The organism is Streptomyces sp. NPDC048295, assembly GCF_040652135.1.
Classification (GTDB): domain Bacteria; phylum Actinomycetota; class Actinomycetes; order Streptomycetales; family Streptomycetaceae; genus Streptomyces.
On sequence record NZ_JBEZLL010000010.1, the window covers coordinates 234465 to 252030 of the forward strand.

The following is a 17566-nucleotide window of genomic DNA, read 5'->3' on the forward strand; positions in this document are numbered from 1 at the left end:
ATCCGCCGAGGGGAGGTGAGACGTTCATGTCGTTCCAACTCGGCAGCATCCAGTCGGGACTGAACGCGCAGGTGCGTCAGGCGATCGCCGACCCCGGGGCACGACCGGCGTTCGCGATCCAGCTCAACGCGCTCCAGGCGATGTGCCGCCAGGTCTTCGGCTTCCGGCTCGCCATGATTGCCGTCGCCACACCGTTCGCCATCGATCACACGGCCGCGGGCCTGGCCACCTGGCTGATCGGCTCGGCCATCCTCGTCACCTTCATGGGCAGCTACGTGCTCTTCCGTGACTGGGAGCGCTTCGGCCCGGTTCTGCTGCGTCACCCCTGGCTGCTCGGCATCGACGCCTTCTTCGGTGCCCTGCTGCTGATCACCGCCTCCCCGGAATCCACTCTCGCCTACGTCACCGTGTGCACCCCGATGCTGGCCGGGCTGGTCCACGGCTGGCGGGGTGCCGCCATCTTCGCGGCGCTCCAGACCGCGATCGTCCTCGGTGTGTACGGGACCGACCCGAGGCTGGAGGCTGCGGGCGCGACGGCCTTTCTCCTTCCCGGTTTCTGCGTGATAGCCGGAGCGGTGGGAGTCACGTTGCGTAACCTCCTCCTCCGCTTCGGTTCCGCCAGTCAGGCCCTCACCGAGACCAAGGCACGGCTGGCCGTCAGCGAGGCGGTGGAGGGCGAACGCGCCCGTCTCGCCCGGGAGATGCACGACTCGGTGGCCAAGACCCTGCACGGCCTGGCGCTGGCGGCCGACGGCCTGGCGATGTCCTCCGACCGGATGGACCCGCTCACCGTCAAGCACCAGGCCGAACTGGTCGCCCGTGCCGCCCGCCGGGCCGCCGCCGAGTCCCGTGAGCTCCTCTCCGACCTGCGCCGCGAGTCCGGACTGGACGGAGACGTGGACGTGACACGCGAGCTCCGGGCCCGCGCCGACGACTTCACCCGACGCCACGAACTCACCGCCACCTTCCGGCTCCTCAACGACATCCCGATCCCACAGGTCCCACAGGTGGTCGCCCGGCAGCTGCTCACCATCGCCTCCGAGGCGATGGAGAACGCCCACCGTCACGCACAACCCACCTACCTCGTCGTACTCGCAGGTGTGAAGGGCGATGTCCTGCGCGTCAGCGTGTACGACGACGGGCGCGGCCTGCCCCCGGGCACCACGCTCGACGACCTCCGGCACGCCGGGCACTTCGGCCTGGTCGGAATGGTCGAGCGGGCCGCCTCCATCGGCGCCCGAATCCGTATCGGAAAGGGGAAGGCGACCAAGGGCACCGAGGTCCGCCTGGAACTCCCGATCGCCGCTCTGCTCGCCACTGCCGGCGCGGAGCAGCCCGACTGAACCGCTCAGTCTTCACCCTCACCCCCCATCAGACCCTTGAGAGGAGGTCGCAGATGCCGGACGACGTCTCCCGCGCGTCGGGCCAGAACTGGGCCGCACAGCACCACGCGTCCCAGCACACGTCCCCGCACGTCACACCACTCACCTCGGAGCCCAGCTCCCACGCGTTCCCCGTCTCCCAGCAGCCCGCGGCATCCGAGCCCATGTCCCCCTTTCCCGCGGCGGCACCCATGGCCGTGCCCGGTGCCCTGAGGGTCGTCGTCGCCGACGACAACCCGGTGGTCCGGGCCGGCCTCGGCGTCCTGCTCTCCGGCCGCGACGACATCGAAGTCGTCGCGGAGGCGACGGACGGGCGCCAGGCCTACGACATGGCCGTCCAGCACCGTCCTGACGTCGTCCTGCTCGATGTCCGGATGCCCGGCGTGGACGGCATCTCCGCACTGCCGCACCTCGTGCGGATCGCGCCCGTGATGATGCTGACCTACAGCCGTGAGAACGAGATCGTCCACGAGGCGCTGCGCCTGGGCGCGAGCGGCTATCTGGTCCACGGCGAGTTCACGGCCGATCAGCTGGTGCAGGCCGTACGCGACACGAAGGACGGCCGGGCCCACTTCACCGCCACCGCGGCGAACGCCCTCCTCGCCCACATGCGCCAGGGGCCGGGCACACAGGGACGACCGCTCCCCGAGGGGCTCGGGACGGCTCTGACCACGGGCGTTCCGTACCAGGGGCCCGGGTACGACGGCCACGGCCCGAGTTCCGTTCAGCAACACGGTGCGCCTGCACATATACCCAGGCCCGAACCGTCTCCACCTGCGCCGCGACCCGTTCGAGCATCGCAGGGTCTTTCGCATCTGCAACCAGTTGTGGCACAGTCTTCCATGACCGGGGAACCGGGTGCGAAGCTCAACAGGCAGCAGTACGGGCTGAGTTCGAGGGAGGTGGAGGTCATGGAGCTGATCGCTTCCGGCATGAGCAATCAGCAGATCGCCGCCACCTGCTTCATCAGCGAGAAGACGGTCAAGAACCACATCAACCGCATCTTCACCAAGCTGCACAGCGCGAGCCGTAGCGAGGCCATCGCCCGCTGGCTCGGCACGGCCCCCTCCACGGGCGGCGGAGTTCGCGAGGCCGGTGGTCACCGTGGCTGAGCAGAAGAGCGTGAACGTAGCCGTGACGGGAAATGGGCCCTGGCGACATGTAGGGGTGCCGCAGACCCAACTGACGCTTTGGGCCCGGGAATGGGTCCTGGGACCCTCCGGCGTGCGGGTCGCGCCGCCGTATGTTTCTCATGTCGCCAGCGGCACCGGCCAGGAGGAAGCCGGTACCGCAGGCGACACCCAAGAAACTTGCGAGTCGGCCGGCTACCGGTCGGCCGAACCCGGAGGGGATCACCATGTCGAACATCACCCTGAAGACCGCCGTTCGCATCAACGGCTGGGCCAACACCACGGTCAGCGCGATCCAGAAGCGCTACGAGGCCAAGGACCGCGGCCAGACGGCGTTCGAGTACCTGGGCATCATCCTGGTGGTCGTGGCGATCATCGGCGCGATCGCGGCCTCCGGCATCGGCGGCTCGATCTCGAGCAAGATCTCCGACCTGGTGTCGCAGATCAAGGCCGGCTAATGACCGCGAAGCTTCGCGGCGAGGCAGGGCAGGCTTTCCCCATCTATGTTGTGATGGTGGCGGGCCTGCTCTTCCTCGCGTTTGCCTTCTTTACCGTCGGCAAGGCCGCTGCCTTGCGCAATGGGGCCCAGGGCGCGGCAGATGCTGCCGCGCTGGCTGCCGCTCAGCAGTCCCGCGAGCAGCTGGAAGGCCCGTTCCTCGCTTCTCTTCCCGAGAGCATGCTGGACATGTTCCTCCAGGCGCACCCGGTCACGGGATGCCCTGCGGCGCAGGCGATGGCCGCAGAGAACGACGCGAAGCTCACCCCGCCCGGATGTGTTCCCATGCCCGGCGGCGAGCGGGACAAGATCAGGGTTGACGTCAAGACTCTCAAGCCTGTGGGTGCGTCTGTTGTTCCCGGCATGAAGCGCACGTTCGCCAAGGGGCACGCCACCGCCGTCATCGAGTGGCGCTGCCCCACGTGGAGGTCCGTCGACTACAACGACGACACCGTCCAGGACATGTACTTCTTCTCGTGCAGGGGAGGGGAGATGCTCCAGATCAGCCCGAGCAGCCCCCCGCCCTGGGAGCAGGTGAGCAAGATTCTCTTTGACGTGCACCTGGTCGACAGTTGACAGTGAACGACGAGTAAAGGAATCAGAAGCGATGAGCATTCGGCGCTCCATCAAGTCCCGAAGGGTAGTGGCAGCCGTCTCGATGACGGCGGCACTGGCCCTGGCCGTCACCGGCTGCGGTGCCGACGACGGCGGAGGGACGAAGGACACCGGTTCGCCGTCTTCCCCCGCGTCCCCGAAGGCCTCCGACGAGGACAAGGGGCAGAAGCAGGAGGACACCGCGGCCGGCGAGAACGTGGACCCGAATGTGAAGCTCGCTGAGGCCAGGGGCGACAAGAACATGCTGCTGGTCGTCAATCAGGTCAAGCGGGACTCCGGCGGCTTCGTCACGGTTCAGGGCGAGTTGAAGAACCAGGGCCAGACCGTGGTCAACCCGTCCGCCTGGGCCGGCGGCGAGGCCGCCATCGTCAGCAAGAACCTGAACTCCGTCGGTGGGGCGACGCTCGTGGACAAGGCCGGGAAGAAGCGCTACTACATCCTCCGGGACACCGATGGTCGTTGCCTGTGCACGACCGGGATGTCCGCTGTCCAGCCCGGCGCGTCGGTCCCGGTATTCATGCAGTTCCCGGCGCCGCCCGCTGCGACGACCGAGGTCGACTTCAACCTGCCGACGTTCGCCACCACGTCGCTGAAGATCTCCGGGTGACGGGCGAGATGACATACACCTGCATGCGGAGTGGTCCGATTCAACTGGCAGGCATGACCATTGCGGCGGTAGTGCTGATGGCCGGCACATCCGTCATGGGCGCCTCGGCCGCTCTGGCCGATGACGGACCGAGCGTACCGCCGGGTACCGAGGCATCTGCGGCTCCGCCGGTAGCTGTGGACGGCAAGGACCCCGACCTCAAGATGGTCGACGGTGCCACGCTCGCCCCCGCCAAGGTCCTCGACATCATCCAGGTCGTCGAGGACATGGGCGGCGAAGAGCGTCGCGAGGACAGCAACGCGAGCATCAAGTTCGCGCTCCAGGCCGAGGTTCTGTTCGGCAAGGACAGCGCGAAGCTGAGTTCCGCGGCCAACTCCCGTATCGCCGCCATCGCGGCCGAGATCAAGAAGCAGAACGCCACCAAGGTGCGTGTCTTCGGCTTCACCGACAACCTCGGTTCGTCGGCCCACGGTGACGTGCTGTCCAAGCAGCGCGCCAACGCGGTGCAGGCGGTGTTGGTGAAGGATCTCGGCTCGACCGTCACCTTTGAGATCCGTGGCTACGGCGAGCAGTACCCGATCGCCGACAACAGCACGGAAGAGGGCCGCAAGAAGAACCGTCGCGTGGAGGTCTCCTTCCCGCGCAGCACGTCTTCCTGAGGAACCGCGCCACAGCTGGGGCCCGGTACCGCGAGCACATCGCGGTGCCGGGCCCTTTGCTTGCGGCAGGAGTTCCTTTTGCACTCGACTGGCCTCGCACATCATTCTCTGACTAGAGTCAGAGAATGGATGCGCAAATCGATCAGGTGCGCCGGTTCAACCGCACCGTCACCGAACGTGTGGGCGTGCTCCACGACCGCTACCTGGGCCGCGACCGGCCTGTCGGCGAGGCCCGGCTGCTCTGGGAGATCGGTGAGCAGGGTCAGGACGTGCGGCGCCTGCGTGAGCGTCTCGGGCTCGATTCCGGTTACGTCAGCCGGCTGCTGCGTTCCCTTGAGGCCGACGGCCTGGTGAAAGTGGAGCCGCAACCTCGCGACAGGCGTGTACGCAGCGTGCGGCTCACCGAGAAGGGGCAGGCGGAGCACGCCCTGCTCGATGTCCGTAGCGACGAACTGGCCGGCTCCCTCCTTGAGCCGCTGAACGCTGCACAGCGCGCCCGGCTGGTCGCGGCCATGGCCGAGGTCGACCGGTTGCTCACCGCGGCGACCGTCACGCTGGATGTCGTCGACCCCGACCACCCCGATGCCACGTACTGCCTGTCGGCCTACTTCGCCGAGGTGCGCGGGCTCTTCGAGACCGGATTCGACCCCGCGCGCAGCCTGCTGCCCGACGCGGGTGAACTCCGCCCGGACCGGGGCCTGTTCCTGGTCGCCCGGCTGCACGGCGAACCCATCGGCTGCGCTGGTCTGAAACTGCCGACCGGCGCACCGGCGGAGATCAAGCGCATGTGGGTCGCCCCCGATGCCCGCCGGCTCGGCCTCGGCCGTAGGTTCCTGGCCGAACTGGAGGCGCGGGCCGCCCAACACGGCTGTGACACATTGCGGCTGGACACCAACAAGGCGCTCGGCGCCGCGATCAGCCTGTACCACTCCTCCGGCTTCCAGGAAGTCGCCGCCTTCAACGACGAGCCGTACGCCCACCACTGGTTCGAGAAGCGGATCGGCGCATCGTCGTCGGGGTGACGGCGGGTGGCCATGCAAGGGCCGGGCACCGCGAGCGCATCGCGGTGCCCGGCTGTTTCTGTCTACAGCAGGTGGTCGGCCTTGCCGGCCTTGATGTCGCGGATCAGCTGCTGGAGGGCTTCGCGGCTGTCGGTGAGGAAGTGATCCTCGGAACCCGCGACGGCGACATAGCTGTTGCCCGCCTCATCGGTTCCTATCCGGTAGCAAGAGTTTCCTTCGCCACAGAACGAGTCTTCCCAATTGACGTCCGGCATGGGGTATCTCCTCAGAGTTGGCGTGCGATGTTGTGGATGAAGGCCCGCGACTCGACCGGCGACAGCGCAATCCCTTCCATCCAGTCCAGGTGGGCGCGGTACTTTGCCAATTGGACGTCGGAGTGGACAAAGACGGGCCCGTGCGAGTTGTCGATCTGCACAGTGTCGAGCTGAGGTACAGGCCCCTCTGTGTACAGGACGGTCTGTCCGGCACCGGGGAACGCGCCCGCTTCGAAGGGGATGACCAGCAGTGTGATGTTCGGCTGCTCGGACTTGTTCAGCAAGTGCTCCAGTTGGGCGCGCGCCACGGTGCGGCCGCCGAACTGCATGCGGAGTGCTGCCTCGTGCACGATGCCTGTGTACGGAGGCGGCTTCTCCCCGTTCAGGATCTCCTGCCGTTCCGCGCGATGTGCAAGCCTGAGCGCAATCTCTCGCTCCGGCAGCTGGGGGATCACCACGCGGAACAGGGCCAGGGCATGGTCCGAGGTCTGCAGGAGGCCTGGCATGTGTACGGAGTAGGCAGCTCGCATGCGTACCGCGCACATCTCCAATTCCGCAATGTCGAGAAGACCTTGGGGAAGCAGTCCTCGATATCTCTCCCACCAGCTGCGTCCGCGTGACTGGGCCATCTCGACAAGTGCTTCGACGTACTTGGCGTCGGTGCAGTCGCAGTTGCAGGCCAGAGTGCGCAGTCGATCGGGGCTGATGGGACGGGTTCCGGCCTCGATGTTCGAGATCTTGCCCCGGTCCACGCCGAGCAGGCCGGCCGCGTACTCGGCTGAGACGTCGGCCGATGTGCGCATCCTTCGCAGCTCGGCGCCGAGCCGCCTCTGACGTTCGGTAGGAGACGTCCTTGCTGCCATGCCGTTCCTTTCCGCATGCGGTCATCGGCAGTCTGCCGCTTGCGCGTCCCGCTCGACCACGAAAGGGTTCATTCTCCGATAGAGAGGGGTAATTTTGCCCTCTGAGTACTACGTTAGGTGACGCACCGCTCACCCAGTCAAGACGAGCCGGAAGTGCATCACGCGGTCCTGCCCGCAACCTCCTGCCCTGGGAGGGGCGGTCCCGCGTCAGGGAGACAGGCCACTGCTCGTCCGCAACACAACAGGTGAGCCACCCGTGCGCGCCCACGCGAAACGAGAGACACCGCCAACTCACCACTCACATCAGGGGAGTCAGCCATGCACTCATCTCCGATCGCCGCACTCTGTCCGGCCGCCGCCGAGACACGTATGCCGGTCCCGTTCACGTATCCGTACCCGTATCCGCAGGCCACCCTGCGAACGAACCCGCAGCCGCACCCCCGGCCCTATCTCCGCCCGAAGGGCCGTTCCGGGCGTGGGCTCGGGCTGAGTTTCACGTTGCCGGGTGACGTCCGCAGCGCGTTCATCGGGCGGACCGTGGTCGGCGCCGCGCTGGAGGCGCACGGGCTCGCCCCGTACGTCTGGCCGGCCACGCATGCCGTGGACGAGCTGGTCGCGGTCACCGCCAGGATGAGCCCGGGGAAGGAGCTCTACGTCTCGCTGCGTCAGCGGGACGACGCCGTACGACTCCTGGTGTGGGACCAGCATCCGCATCACGCCGAACCCGACCTGGCCACGCTCTGCGAAGCCCGGCGTCGGCGGGCGCTCTGGCTGCTGGCGGCCGTGGTGGACGACTGGGGCGGGGAGTGGGGATCGGGCGAGGCCAAGCTGCCGCAGCGCGGCACCAAGTCGTGGGTGCAGTTGCCTCGCTGACACCGCCCCCTGAACAGATCGGTCAGAGCCCTCGGCGAGGCCGCAGCGGTCGTCGTCCGCGCCCGCCCGGGCAACATATGCGCGGGGGCCGGAGCGTGTCCGCTCCGGCCCCCGCTGCGCGATCGGGAAGGTGCTCAGCTCTTCAGCTGGGTGAAGCGGATGCGGTTGCCGAAGGGGTCGCGCAGGCCGCAGTCGGTTCCGTACGGGCGGTCCGTGGGCTCCTCGGTGAACTCGACGCCCTGGGCCAGCAGCGTCTCGTACGTCTTGCGGCAGTCGTCCGTGGTGAAGATGAGCCAGCCGCCCATCGCGCCCTTGGTCACCAGCTCGCGTACCTGCTGGGCCGTTTCCTCGGACATGGCGGGGGCGCCCGGCTTCTCCAGCATGATCTGGCGCTCGGGGTGGCCGGGGACACTGACGGTCAGCCAGCGCATGATGCCCATGTCGACGTCGGCTGCGACCTCCAGGCCGAGCTTGCCGACGTAGAAGTCGAGGGCCTCGTCCTGGTCGAGGACGTAAATCTGTGAATGTGTGATGGCGTTGAACATGTGCATCACGCTACGGGGCACACTCGGAGAAAACTTATCCAAATCTGCTCAGGTGCTCGGCCGCATCCATGCCATGGTGAAACATATCGGGACGCCCGTCGGCGTCGCTTCCTTGCGGTACGTTCTCGGCGACCGGCCGACGATGTCGTGGAACGTGCGGCTGAACGTCCCCGGGCTGCCGAAGCCGACCTCGTAGCAGATGTCCGTCACACTGCGGTCGGTCTCCCGCAGGAGGAACATCGCGCGCTCGACCCGGCGGCGCTGCAGGTAGCGGTGGGGTGTCTCGCCGAACGTGGCCCGGAACGTACGGGTGAAGTGCGCCTGGGACACGTGCGCGATCCGGGCCAGGGCCGGGACGTCCAGCGGCTGCGCATAGGCGCGGTCCATCGCATCCCGCGCCCTGAGCATCCGGCGGTTGGTCTCTTCCACGGCGCGGTTCACGGAGCCATGACACCACACGGCATCCGCATCCGCTGGCCGGAGTCCTCCGGGCTTCAGCGGACGACGTCGAAGACGTTCTTCTGCAGGCCGTTGGAGTACGCCTCGTGCTCGACGAGCTTCAGCTTCTGGCTGTCCTTGTCCGCGTCGCTGAACAGGCGCTTGCCCGCTCCGAGGAGGAGGGGGAAGACCAGGAGGTGATAGCGGTCGATCAGGCCGGCGTCCGAGAGGGCACGGTTGAGGGTGGCGCTGCCGTGGATGATGATCGGGCCGCCCTCGGTCTCCTTCAGCGCGGCGATCTCGTCGAGCGAGCGCAGGATCGTGGTCTCGCCCCAGTTCTGGACCAGGTCGTCCTCGGTGAGGGTGGTGGAGACGACGTACTTCGGCATCAGCTTGTAGTCGGCGAAGTCCGCCATGTCCGGCCAGACCGGGCTGAACGCCTCGTAGCTGACCCGGCCCATCATCATCGCGGCGGCTTCCTGCTGCTCGCGGCCCTTGATCTCGAAGGCCTCCGGGACGAACTCGATGTCCTTGAAGGTCCACCCCGAGTTCCGGTAGCCGGGCTCCCCGCCCGGGGCCTCCACCACTCCGTCGAGCGAGATGAAGGCGGTGCTGATCAGGGTGCGCATCTGGAGTCTCCCGAGGTCACGTGGTGCGGTGCATCAACTGTCTACTGCTTGATGACTGCCGATCGTGGCGAGACTCATCGGTGGTTGCCAAAACGATCAGTGATCAGCGATCAATGATCAATGATCTCCGATCGGGGATGCGGACGATCGGGGCCCCACCCCCTTGAGTCAGGGAATGGGGCCCGTCGATCGGGTGCTCAGGTGCTCAGGTGCTCAGGTGCGCCGTGCCGGTGCCTGCCCGGTCAGCTCGTTCCCGTACGGCGTCGGCGCATCCACCACACCAGTCCTCCGCCGACCGCGACGACCGCCGCGGCGAGGGCGGAGAGCAGGCCGACGGGGGTGTCGGAGCCGGTGTGGGCGAGGTTGCCCTCCGGGGCCTTGCCCTGCGGGGTCGGCTTGTTGTGGTCGCCGCCCGCCGGGTGGGACGGGGACGGAGACGGTGCCGGCCTGGACGGCGGGTCGGTCGGCTCGGGATGGGTGGGGGTCGGTGTCGGGGTGGGGTCGGCGCCGCCGGTGTCACCCACCGAGTCGCTGCCCATGTAGAGGATGTCGGTGTCCCGGTAGGACGTGTCGTCCGACGTCAGGGACGTCCTGGTGGTGGTGTCCAGGGTCCGGTTCTCCACGTTGAACCGGGTACGGGTGATGTTGCGCTTCGGCGACTTGGAGAAGTCCACACCGCCGACGCCCTGGTTGTAGACCTGGCCGCCGTACTCCAGCTTGAACCACTCGACGCCTTCGCGCAGAGACTTCATGTACCGGTCGTACGTCCCCTGCTTGGTCCACGCCTCGTTGGGGGCGCGCAGCGGCCACCGGTCGACCTTGTTGCTGTTGATGATCGGGCGGAAGTCGGTCTCCTTCTTCGCGTCCTGCAGGCGGATCCACTCCGCGGCGACACGGGAGGTGTAGACGCGTCGCAGGTCCGCGTATTTCGGGTCGTTGTTGACCCGCCTGTCGACCTCCGGCATCACGTTCGTCCGCAGCAGGGTCTCGCTCGCACGCTTTTCCGGATCGGTCAGCTTGCACTCACGGGCGCCCGGCACCGACCAGTCCATGTCCATCCACTCGGTGGACACCTTCAGCGGCGCGTCGAGGATGTAGATCCCGCCGTCCTGCTCGCGGACCTGCGCCGGCTCCGGCTCGATCCACAGGCGCACCTCGGGGAAGCAGGGCATGCCGTCCCGGCGCGGTGCGTTGTCCCAGAAGCGCTTGGCGGAGTCGAACTTCTCCGGGTTGATGGCCGCGGCGAAGTCGTGCTTCATCTCCAGGTCGGCCTCCAACAGGACCCGGCCCGCGTCCGTCTTCGCGAACGAACTGTCCATGATCTTGTCCGGCTGGTCCGGGTTCAGATTGACCCAGAACTTCTCGGGCGTGAGCGCCAGCCAGGTGAACAGCGAGTCCGAGGCGAGGGTCATGTTGGCCTCGCCGCCGAAGCCCGGGTTGTTGTCCGGGTCGGGCATCATGTCGGCCTTCATGGAGTACTCCATGCCCTTGCCCTTGGCCAGGCCGCCGACGTAACGCAGTTCGAGCGTGGTGAAGTCGACACCGCCCGGGCCGCCCCGGGGAAGCGTGCCGCGGGTGTCGAGACGCCGGGCCTCGGCCTGGAAGCGCTTGGCCTCCTCCAGGGTGCGCCCGGACTCCCGGATCCGGTCGTTGACCGGTCCGCGGGTTCCGCACGAGGAGGCGGCCGCGGCCTGGAGCGTCGGTGTGCCGCTGCCGGCGCAGCCGGGGGCGAACCAGCGGTCGTACTGCGAGTAGCCGCGGATGGGCTTGGTCTGCGGGATCGCGTTGTACTGGCGCTGGAAGCCGCGCACCTGGTTGGTCCTGCCCGGCCGCATCCGCTCGACTTCGGCGTTGAAGTCGTTGATCTTCTTGATCTGCCCGGCGCTGAAGTTCTTGGCACCGGAGTAGCGGAAGGTGTGGTCGGGCATGGACCGGGCGATGATCCGGTCCTGGCCGAGCTGCTTGTTGCGCAGCACGCTGTTGGACTTGAACTCGTTGAACTCCTTGCTGACCTTGTTGTACGCGTCGTACTTGCGGTACCCGGTCTTCTTGCCGTTCTCGTCGAAGATGTCCACGTACACCTCGCACAGCCAGTCGGGGCCGACGAGGTTGAAGTCCTTGACCAGGCGTCCTTCGAAGGAGGCGCCCTTGCTGTTGTTGATCTCGTTGCGGATGTAGATCTTGTCGAACCAGCGCTCGAAGGTCTGCGGGCGCTGCTTGGACAGGTAGCGGGCGTAGATCTCCATCGCCTTGTCGGCGGGGTTCCCCGACGCCTTGGCCTGGGCCTCCCAGGCGTCGACGTTCTTCTCCGGGTCGGGGTCCTTGGACAGGGCCTTGGCCTTCTCGGCCGCCGTCGGGGCCTTCAGGCCGTCGAACGCCTTGCCCGGCAATGGGTAGTTGAAGTTCTTCGGGTTGCCGGCCCACTTGTCGAAGTTCGTCGTTCCGGAGGGGAATCCGGAGTTGGACGGCGTCTTGTCGTAGGTCCTGCCCAGGTGCTTCTGGTCGCAGCGCTTCCCGGTGCCCGGCCTGAGCTTGGCCGTGGGCGCGGCGGAAGCGGTCTCGACCGGGCTGCCGGGAAGCCCCGTGAGCGTCACGGCCCCGGCCAGGCCGAGGGCCGCGGTCAAGCGGGCGGCGATCCGCCAGCGCTTCGGTATGTGCAGAGTTCTGTTCAAGGTGCCGCTCTTCCCTCACTGATGGGGGCTGGAGGGGGTGTGTGGGCGGCACGATGAGGCCCCCGTGACATGTACGCGCCGCGCCCATCACCCTAGGGCGGGGCCGGATGTCAAGCACGGCGTTGACGGAGTCGGCGTGGCGTCAACACAGGGTTCTCACAGGTTGGTTATCCGCCGAGGAAGTACAGCTCCTCCATCGCGCGGGTGCGGGACCGGGTGTGGCGGACGCCGAAGGCCGATGTCTCCAGGTGGGGCCAGGGCCAGGGGTCGGCCTCGCCCAGCGCCAGGGAGACGAAGTCCGCCCATTCGACCTCGCCGGGCTCGGCGTCGAGGTCGACGTCGATGTCCTCCAGCTCCAGCGCGGTGACGCCGAGGGCGGCGGCCACGGCGTGCGGGTCGCCGGACAGCTCCCAGGGTTCGCCGGTGGGCCAGCCGGAGGCGTGGAACATGGTGCCGTCCGGGAGCCAGACGATGTCCTCGGTGTGGTCCTCCCCGCAGTCGACCTCGACCCGGCCCACGATCCGGGCGTCGGGGAAGCGCTCGCGCAGTTTCTTCGCCTCGTGGAACAGGGGGGTGTCGTTGCCGTTGTCGACCAGGGCCGGATCGCTGATGCCCAGCACATTGCCCCAGACGCCGGCCCGCACCACATCGAGATCGGCGCGCGTGGCGAGTTCGGGCGACTCGCTCGCGGGGCGGAGCCCGAGGTCCTCCAGGACCGCGTCGACGGTGGGGAAGGCCTCGGCGAACCGGCGTGCCACGGCGGGGTCGTTGGGCGGAAGGCTCCGGGCGGTGACGGTGAAGGGCGGCTGGAGGACGGTGATGTCGTGGCGCGCCCCGCTGCCGCGGACCATCCGGTCCGCGGGCGACGTCCAGAAGGTGTTGTCGGTCATGCCGACACCGTAGCGGCGGCTTGCGCCATCGCTACGGCGAGTTGGCGTCCCGGACGCGCCGGGGTCAGCCCCCGGAGCGGGCGAGGGAGTCGGGGAGCGGGGTGGCGGACCGTCGCGTCGGGAGCGATGTCCTGCCGCAGAACTCCGCCTCGATGGCATTGACGTAGAGCGATCCGTCCTGCAGCCAGTCGCCGTTGACGTTGAACGTCAGCTGGTGCTTCCCGTCCGGTGTGCCGACCATCGCGGACAGCGAACCGTTCGTACGGCCGCTCTTGCCCACCACCTTCACGCCGCAGGACAGCTGAGCGAACTCGACCCCGAGTCCGTAGCCGGTCCCATCGCCGGAAGGCACCTCGTCGAGCATCTCCTCCATCTGTGCCGGAGGCAGCAATTTCCCTCGTATCAGGGCACGTTGGAAGTGGTTGAGGTCCCCGGTGGTGGAGATGACGTCGCCGGCCGCGCCCAGCCAGGTCATGTTCTGCTCGGTGGTGTCATGGATCTCGGCGTCCGGGGCGTCCTGGTGGAAGCGGGAGTACGCGACGGGGTGCGGGTCCGGCATCCGCGGCGATGTCCCGGGGAACGACGTGCCGCGCAGCTTCAGCGGCCGGATGATGCGGCGGGTGACCTCCTGCGCGTACGAATGGCCGGTCGCCTTCTCGACGACCATCCCGGCTATCACGAAGTTGGTGTTCGAGTACGACGGTGTCGTCTCCGGGTCGGGGAGCGGCGGGTACTTCAGCGCGATCGCCACCAGTTCCTCGGGCGTGTGGGTGTCGTACCGGTGCTCGGGGAAGCCGGGGCCCGCGGCGTTGTGCACGAACTCGGGGTCATCGGTGTAGTTGGCGATGCCGCTGGTGTGGTTGAGCAGTCGGCGCAGGGTGATCCGGCTGCCGTCGTACCCGTTGCCCCGCACCAGGCCGGGCAGCCATGTCTCGACCGAGTCGTCCAGGCTCAGCCGCCCCTCCGCCTCCAGCTGGAGCAGTACGGTCGCGATGAACGTCTTGGTGATGCTGGCCCCGCGGAAGTGGTCGCCGGGGGAACGCTCGCGGCCGGTCGCGATGTCGGCGTAACCGGCCGATCCGTACCAACTGCCCTCGCCGTCGACGGCCTTGGCGGCGACCCCGGGCTGTCCGCCCTTCTCGACCAGATCGCGCAGGGCCGCCGAGGTCGCCTCGTGGCCGGCCGACGACCGCACCGCGTGCGGTGCCTGCACCGCGTGTGCGGGCGGGGCGAATGCGGATGCTCCCACGACCGCGGTCACCGCCAGGACGAGTGCGGAGATGCGTACAGCCCGTTGCCTCATGCGTCTTGCCTCCAGGTCACCGAGGGGGCAGGGGCTGCCCCTCGGTGCCATTGACGCGCAACTGGGCTCTCAGGGTTGATCGTTGGGCGGTGCGCGGGGCCGCCGTCCGCCGTGAGCGTCACAGCTCGGGGGTCCTGGCCCTGATCATCGGGGCGGCGAGCAGGCTCGCGAGCAGGGTGAGGCCGGCCGCCCACCAGAGGGTTGCGGAGTACCCGCTCACGACCGCCCTGTCGATCAGCTCCGGGGTGCCGGACGGCGACGGCAGGCGCTGCCCGAGCGGGAGACCGGCCTGGGCCGCGTCGATCAGCTGACCGGGAGTGCTCTGGACACCGGAGAGCCGCGCTGGGATCACCGAGGCGAGGACGGTGCCGAACAGCGGCCAGGCGGCCCGGCCACCCGGATTCCGGGCCGCGAGGATCACCGCCGAGGTCCCGCCGGAGTCCTGCGGGGAGTTTTCGCCGGTCGCGGTGGCGAAGAGCGGTGCGAAGGCCGGACCGGTGCCGAAGCCGATGAGCAGCGTGCCGGGCGGCACCTGTGCGGTGTACGAGCTGTTGGCGTCGATCCCGGTCAGGGCCGCCGGGCCGACCGCCGTCAGCAGCAGGCCCGGCACGATCGGAGTGCGGGGCGCCGGCCGGTGGCGGAGCCGGGCGTCGACCTGGGTGGAGGCGATGACGGCCGCTCCGGCCATCGGCAGCAGGGCCGTGGCGGCCGGGCCGGTGCGTAGTGGCGCCGGGCCGCCACGCGGAACCCGTCGCTGCGCCGCACCGCCCGACATGCCGACGACCTGCACCCCGCGTAGCGTGAGCGCCGACTACGCAAGGTGGCCGACGGCGTCGGACGGGAGGCGGGACATGAAGCTAGGTCTGCACTACTGGAACTACTCGACACCGGCCGACCCCGCGCTCATCGCGCCCACGCTCGCGGAGTCGGTGCGGATCGCCGAGCAGGCGGAGATCGCGTCCTTCACCGTGATGGACCACTACTTCCAGATGGAGACCGGGCAGAGCGTCGCCGACGAACCGATGCTGGAGGGCTACACCACACTCGGCTACGTGGCGGCGCTGAGCCAGCGGATGACGCTCGGCCTGATGGTCACGGGCGTGATGTACCGCCACCCCGGCCTGCTGGCGAAGATCGTCACCAGCCTCGACGTGCTGTCGGGCGGCAGGGCCAGGCTGGGCATCGGCGCCTCCTGGTACGAGCGGGAGCAGTACGGGCTCGGGGTGCCGGTGGTCCCGGTCGCCGAACGGTTCGAGCGGCTGGAGGAGACCATCCGGATCTGCCTCCAGATGTGGAGCGACGACAACGGCCCGTTCCGGGGCCGGCACTACCAGCTGGCCGAGACGCTGTGCGTACCCGAACCGATCGGCGGTCACCCGCCCATCATGATCGGCGGCGGGGGCGAGCAGAAGACCCTGCTCCTGGTCGCCCGCTACGGGGACGCCTGCAATCTCTTCGCCACCGGCCAGGAGGAAGTGGCCCACAAGCTCGACGTGCTGCGCGCCCACTGCGCCGCGGAGGACCGCGACTACGACGCCATCACCAAGACCGTGATGTACAACGGCCCGGTGCTGGAGAAGCCGGCCGCGTTCCTCGCCGACGCCGAGGCGTACGCCGCCCTGGGCATCAGCGAGATCCAGGTGCTGCCCGACCGGCACCCGGTCAGCTACACCCACCAGATCGCCGAACGCATCGCACCCGCCGTCGCCGCGATCGGCTAGCGGGCGGGTGCGGGGCGCCGGGCGGTCCTACGCGCCGGTGGTGCCGTCGACGATCTCCCGGATCAGGTCGAGGTGGCCGTTGTGCCGGGCGGTCTCCTCGATCAGGTGCAGGACGATCCAGCGCAGATCGGGGTGGTCGCCGTCGCCCCGCGGGCGCGCGGCCAGGGTGTCCAGGTCGTGGGAGGCGACCAACTCGCTGTAGCGGGTGGTCCGTTCCTCGTACAGCGACAGTACGTCGGCGAGCGGCATGTCCACTGCGATGCGCATCTCGCGGTCGGGGTCCTCGTCCGTCCACGGGCCTTCGTCCGCACCGCCGAGGAAGGCCACCTCGAACCAGTAGTACTCGACCCAGCTGAGGTGGTTGAGCAGCCCGGCGATCGTCATCAGCGGAGAGCCGGGCAGCGGGGCCCGGCGGGCGTCGTCCGGCGAGACGCCCTCGCATTTCGCGCGTGCGGTGTCGCGGGCGTAGTCGAGGAAGGTGGTCAGCTGGGTGCGCTCGTCCCGTGCGGGAGGCGTGTCGGTGCGTGTCATCGGCGTACACGATCTGCGACGGGACGCCTCCTGTCCACCGGATTGTCCATTGGGGCCCGCCCCTGGGTCCCTGGGCCCACGCCCCGCGGATCGGGCCTCATTAGGCTCGTGCACGACCAACTGCGAGCCACCTGACCGGCGCCCGGACGAGCGCCTGCCCGGCATGCCCGCACGCATCTGGAACTTCACGCTCCACCTGTCTCGCATGGGGTGATGTGTCGATGAGTGACGGATTCTTCTACTCGTACCACCTCGGCTGGAGTCGCCCGGACTCCGAGTCGCTCTTCAATGATCTCGACGCGGCGGGGCTGCGGCTCGCCCACCCGGTCACGAGGCGGGTCACGCTCCTCGGCCCGGGGCCGGGTCCGCGGGGGACCCCGTCGTGGGTGACCAGGGAACAGCTCGTGCTCCTGGCCGGACTGCAACGGCTCGACAGCGTCGAGTTCCTGTTGTGGGTGAACAGTGGGACCGACGTGCCCGCACGGGTCCGCCGGATGAGGGACGGGGTCGTCGCGCTGGAATTCGGCTTCGGCCGGCTGACCCGGGACGAGCAGGAGGTGGCCGCGAGGGCGATCAGGGAGGCGATAGGGCGGGCCTCCGTCCTCTGCATCGGCTTCGTCGTCGACCGCGAGGGCGCCTCCGTGGCGACGGACTGGAGCGGTGTCGTCATCAACGGCACGACGTACTTCGACAGTTGGCCGGACACGCTGGCCGTCCGGCACGAGATCGCCGCGATGCAGCCGCAGTTGGCGGGCGTGGCCTCGTACGACCAGTCGCCCTGGATGCTCTTCGGGAGCGAGGTGCCCGTCCGGTAGCGACAGCCCCGCCGCACGTGATCCGTTCCGTGACTTCCGTCGTATTCGGCAACTTTGAGCCTTGCATTGGGTCCTGAGGCCCATGCCCCGAAGGGTGCCGGTGTGGTCGGATGCGTGGAGT

20 protein-coding genes are annotated in these 17566 nt (G+C 68.4%); 10 read left to right on the forward strand and 10 right to left on the reverse strand.

Features of this window, described 5'->3' with window-relative positions; genetic code table 11:
* Nucleotides 1-26 precede the first annotated feature (26 nt).
* The 7 genes from AB0D53_RS17850 (at nt 27) to AB0D53_RS17880 (ending at nt 5911) form a co-directional block, all read left to right on the forward strand.
* A complete protein-coding gene (locus AB0D53_RS17850) occupies nt 27-1343 on the forward strand; it encodes a histidine kinase (protein ID WP_362446958.1) in 1317 nt (438 codons plus the stop codon).
* Between the two features lie 53 nt (nt 1344-1396).
* Nucleotides 1397-2494 carry a response regulator transcription factor gene (locus AB0D53_RS17855; protein ID WP_362446961.1) on the forward strand — a complete coding sequence of 366 codons (1098 nt, stop codon included), beginning with the start codon at nt 1397-1399 and terminating at the stop codon, nt 2492-2494.
* 245 nt (nt 2495-2739) lie between these two features.
* Nucleotides 2740-2970 carry a hypothetical protein gene (locus AB0D53_RS17860; protein WP_329818171.1) on the forward strand — a complete coding sequence of 77 codons (231 nt, stop codon included), beginning with the start codon at nt 2740-2742 and terminating at the stop codon, nt 2968-2970.
* A complete protein-coding gene (locus AB0D53_RS17865; RefSeq protein ID WP_362446965.1) occupies nt 2970-3584 on the forward strand; it encodes a pilus assembly protein TadG-related protein in 615 nt (204 codons plus the stop codon). Before AB0D53_RS17860 ends, AB0D53_RS17865 begins: the two co-directional genes overlap by 1 nt.
* A gap of 31 nt (nt 3585-3615) precedes the next feature.
* Entirely contained in the window at nt 3616-4230 is a 615-nt protein-coding gene (locus tag AB0D53_RS17870; protein ID WP_362446968.1) for a hypothetical protein, read from the forward strand.
* A gap of 23 nt (nt 4231-4253) precedes the next feature.
* Nucleotides 4254-4889 carry an OmpA family protein gene (locus tag AB0D53_RS17875; RefSeq protein ID WP_362447095.1) on the forward strand — a complete coding sequence of 212 codons (636 nt, stop codon included), beginning with the start codon at nt 4254-4256 and terminating at the stop codon, nt 4887-4889.
* A gap of 125 nt (nt 4890-5014) precedes the next feature.
* Nucleotides 5015-5911: a helix-turn-helix domain-containing GNAT family N-acetyltransferase gene (locus AB0D53_RS17880; RefSeq protein ID WP_362446971.1), complete on the forward strand. Its 897-nt coding sequence runs from the start codon at nt 5015-5017 to the stop codon at nt 5909-5911.
* Between the two features lie 62 nt (nt 5912-5973).
* Here AB0D53_RS17880 and AB0D53_RS17885 read toward each other — a convergent pair whose 3' ends face one another.
* Both AB0D53_RS17885 and AB0D53_RS17890 read right to left on the reverse strand, forming a co-directional pair.
* Nucleotides 5974-6165 carry a hypothetical protein gene (locus AB0D53_RS17885; RefSeq protein WP_329818166.1) on the reverse strand — a complete coding sequence of 64 codons (192 nt, stop codon included), beginning with the start codon at nt 6163-6165 and terminating at the stop codon, nt 5974-5976.
* 11 nt (nt 6166-6176) lie between these two features.
* Nucleotides 6177-7028 carry a helix-turn-helix transcriptional regulator gene (locus AB0D53_RS17890; RefSeq protein ID WP_362446974.1) on the reverse strand — a complete coding sequence of 284 codons (852 nt, stop codon included), beginning with the start codon at nt 7026-7028 and terminating at the stop codon, nt 6177-6179.
* A 318-nt stretch (nt 7029-7346) separates the two neighbouring features.
* Here AB0D53_RS17890 and AB0D53_RS17895 point away from each other — a divergent pair, with 318 nt between their 5' ends.
* Nucleotides 7347-7901, forward strand: coding sequence for an ATP-binding protein (locus AB0D53_RS17895; RefSeq protein WP_362446977.1), 555 nt, complete (start codon nt 7347-7349; stop codon nt 7899-7901).
* A gap of 134 nt (nt 7902-8035) precedes the next feature.
* Here AB0D53_RS17895 and AB0D53_RS17900 read toward each other — a convergent pair whose 3' ends face one another.
* The 7 genes from AB0D53_RS17900 to AB0D53_RS17930 all read right to left on the reverse strand — a co-directional run bounded on the left by AB0D53_RS17900 (nt 8036) and on the right by AB0D53_RS17930 (nt 15168).
* Entirely contained in the window at nt 8036-8446 is a 411-nt protein-coding gene (locus AB0D53_RS17900) for a VOC family protein (RefSeq protein ID WP_362446980.1), read from the reverse strand.
* 48 nt (nt 8447-8494) lie between these two features.
* Nucleotides 8495-8887, reverse strand: a complete 393-nt coding sequence (locus AB0D53_RS17905) for an AraC family transcriptional regulator (RefSeq protein WP_329818162.1) — start codon at nt 8885-8887, stop codon at nt 8495-8497.
* A 53-nt stretch (nt 8888-8940) separates the two neighbouring features.
* Entirely contained in the window at nt 8941-9513 is a 573-nt protein-coding gene (locus AB0D53_RS17910; RefSeq protein ID WP_362446984.1) for a dihydrofolate reductase family protein, read from the reverse strand.
* Between the two features lie 242 nt (nt 9514-9755).
* Entirely contained in the window at nt 9756-12185 is a 2430-nt protein-coding gene (locus AB0D53_RS17915) for a hypothetical protein (protein WP_362446987.1), read from the reverse strand.
* Nucleotides 12186-12352: 167 nt separating this feature from the next.
* Nucleotides 12353-13075, reverse strand: a complete 723-nt coding sequence (locus tag AB0D53_RS17920; RefSeq protein ID WP_362446990.1) for a DUF6333 family protein — start codon at nt 13073-13075, stop codon at nt 12353-12355.
* A 64-nt stretch (nt 13076-13139) separates the two neighbouring features.
* Complete coding sequence (locus AB0D53_RS17925) at nt 13140-14378, reverse strand: serine hydrolase domain-containing protein (RefSeq protein ID WP_362446995.1); 1239 nt, start codon at nt 14376-14378, stop codon at nt 13140-13142.
* Between the two features lie 118 nt (nt 14379-14496).
* The gene (locus AB0D53_RS17930) at nt 14497-15168 is read right to left on the reverse strand and encodes a hypothetical protein (RefSeq protein ID WP_362446997.1); all 672 of its coding nucleotides are present in this window, start codon (nt 15166-15168) and stop codon (nt 14497-14499) included.
* A 61-nt stretch (nt 15169-15229) separates the two neighbouring features.
* Here AB0D53_RS17930 and AB0D53_RS17935 point away from each other — a divergent pair, with 61 nt between their 5' ends.
* Nucleotides 15230-16099, forward strand: a complete 870-nt coding sequence (locus AB0D53_RS17935) for an LLM class F420-dependent oxidoreductase (protein ID WP_362447000.1) — start codon at nt 15230-15232, stop codon at nt 16097-16099.
* 27 nt (nt 16100-16126) lie between these two features.
* Here the strand turns inward: AB0D53_RS17935 and AB0D53_RS17940 are convergent, their stop codons facing one another.
* Nucleotides 16127-16630, reverse strand: coding sequence for a DinB family protein (locus tag AB0D53_RS17940; protein WP_362447003.1), 504 nt, complete (start codon nt 16628-16630; stop codon nt 16127-16129).
* Between the two features lie 221 nt (nt 16631-16851).
* Here AB0D53_RS17940 and AB0D53_RS17945 point away from each other — a divergent pair, with 221 nt between their 5' ends.
* The gene (locus tag AB0D53_RS17945; protein ID WP_329818154.1) at nt 16852-17445 is read left to right on the forward strand and encodes a hypothetical protein; all 594 of its coding nucleotides are present in this window, start codon (nt 16852-16854) and stop codon (nt 17443-17445) included.
* The last annotated feature ends 121 nt before the right edge of the window (nt 17446-17566 follow it).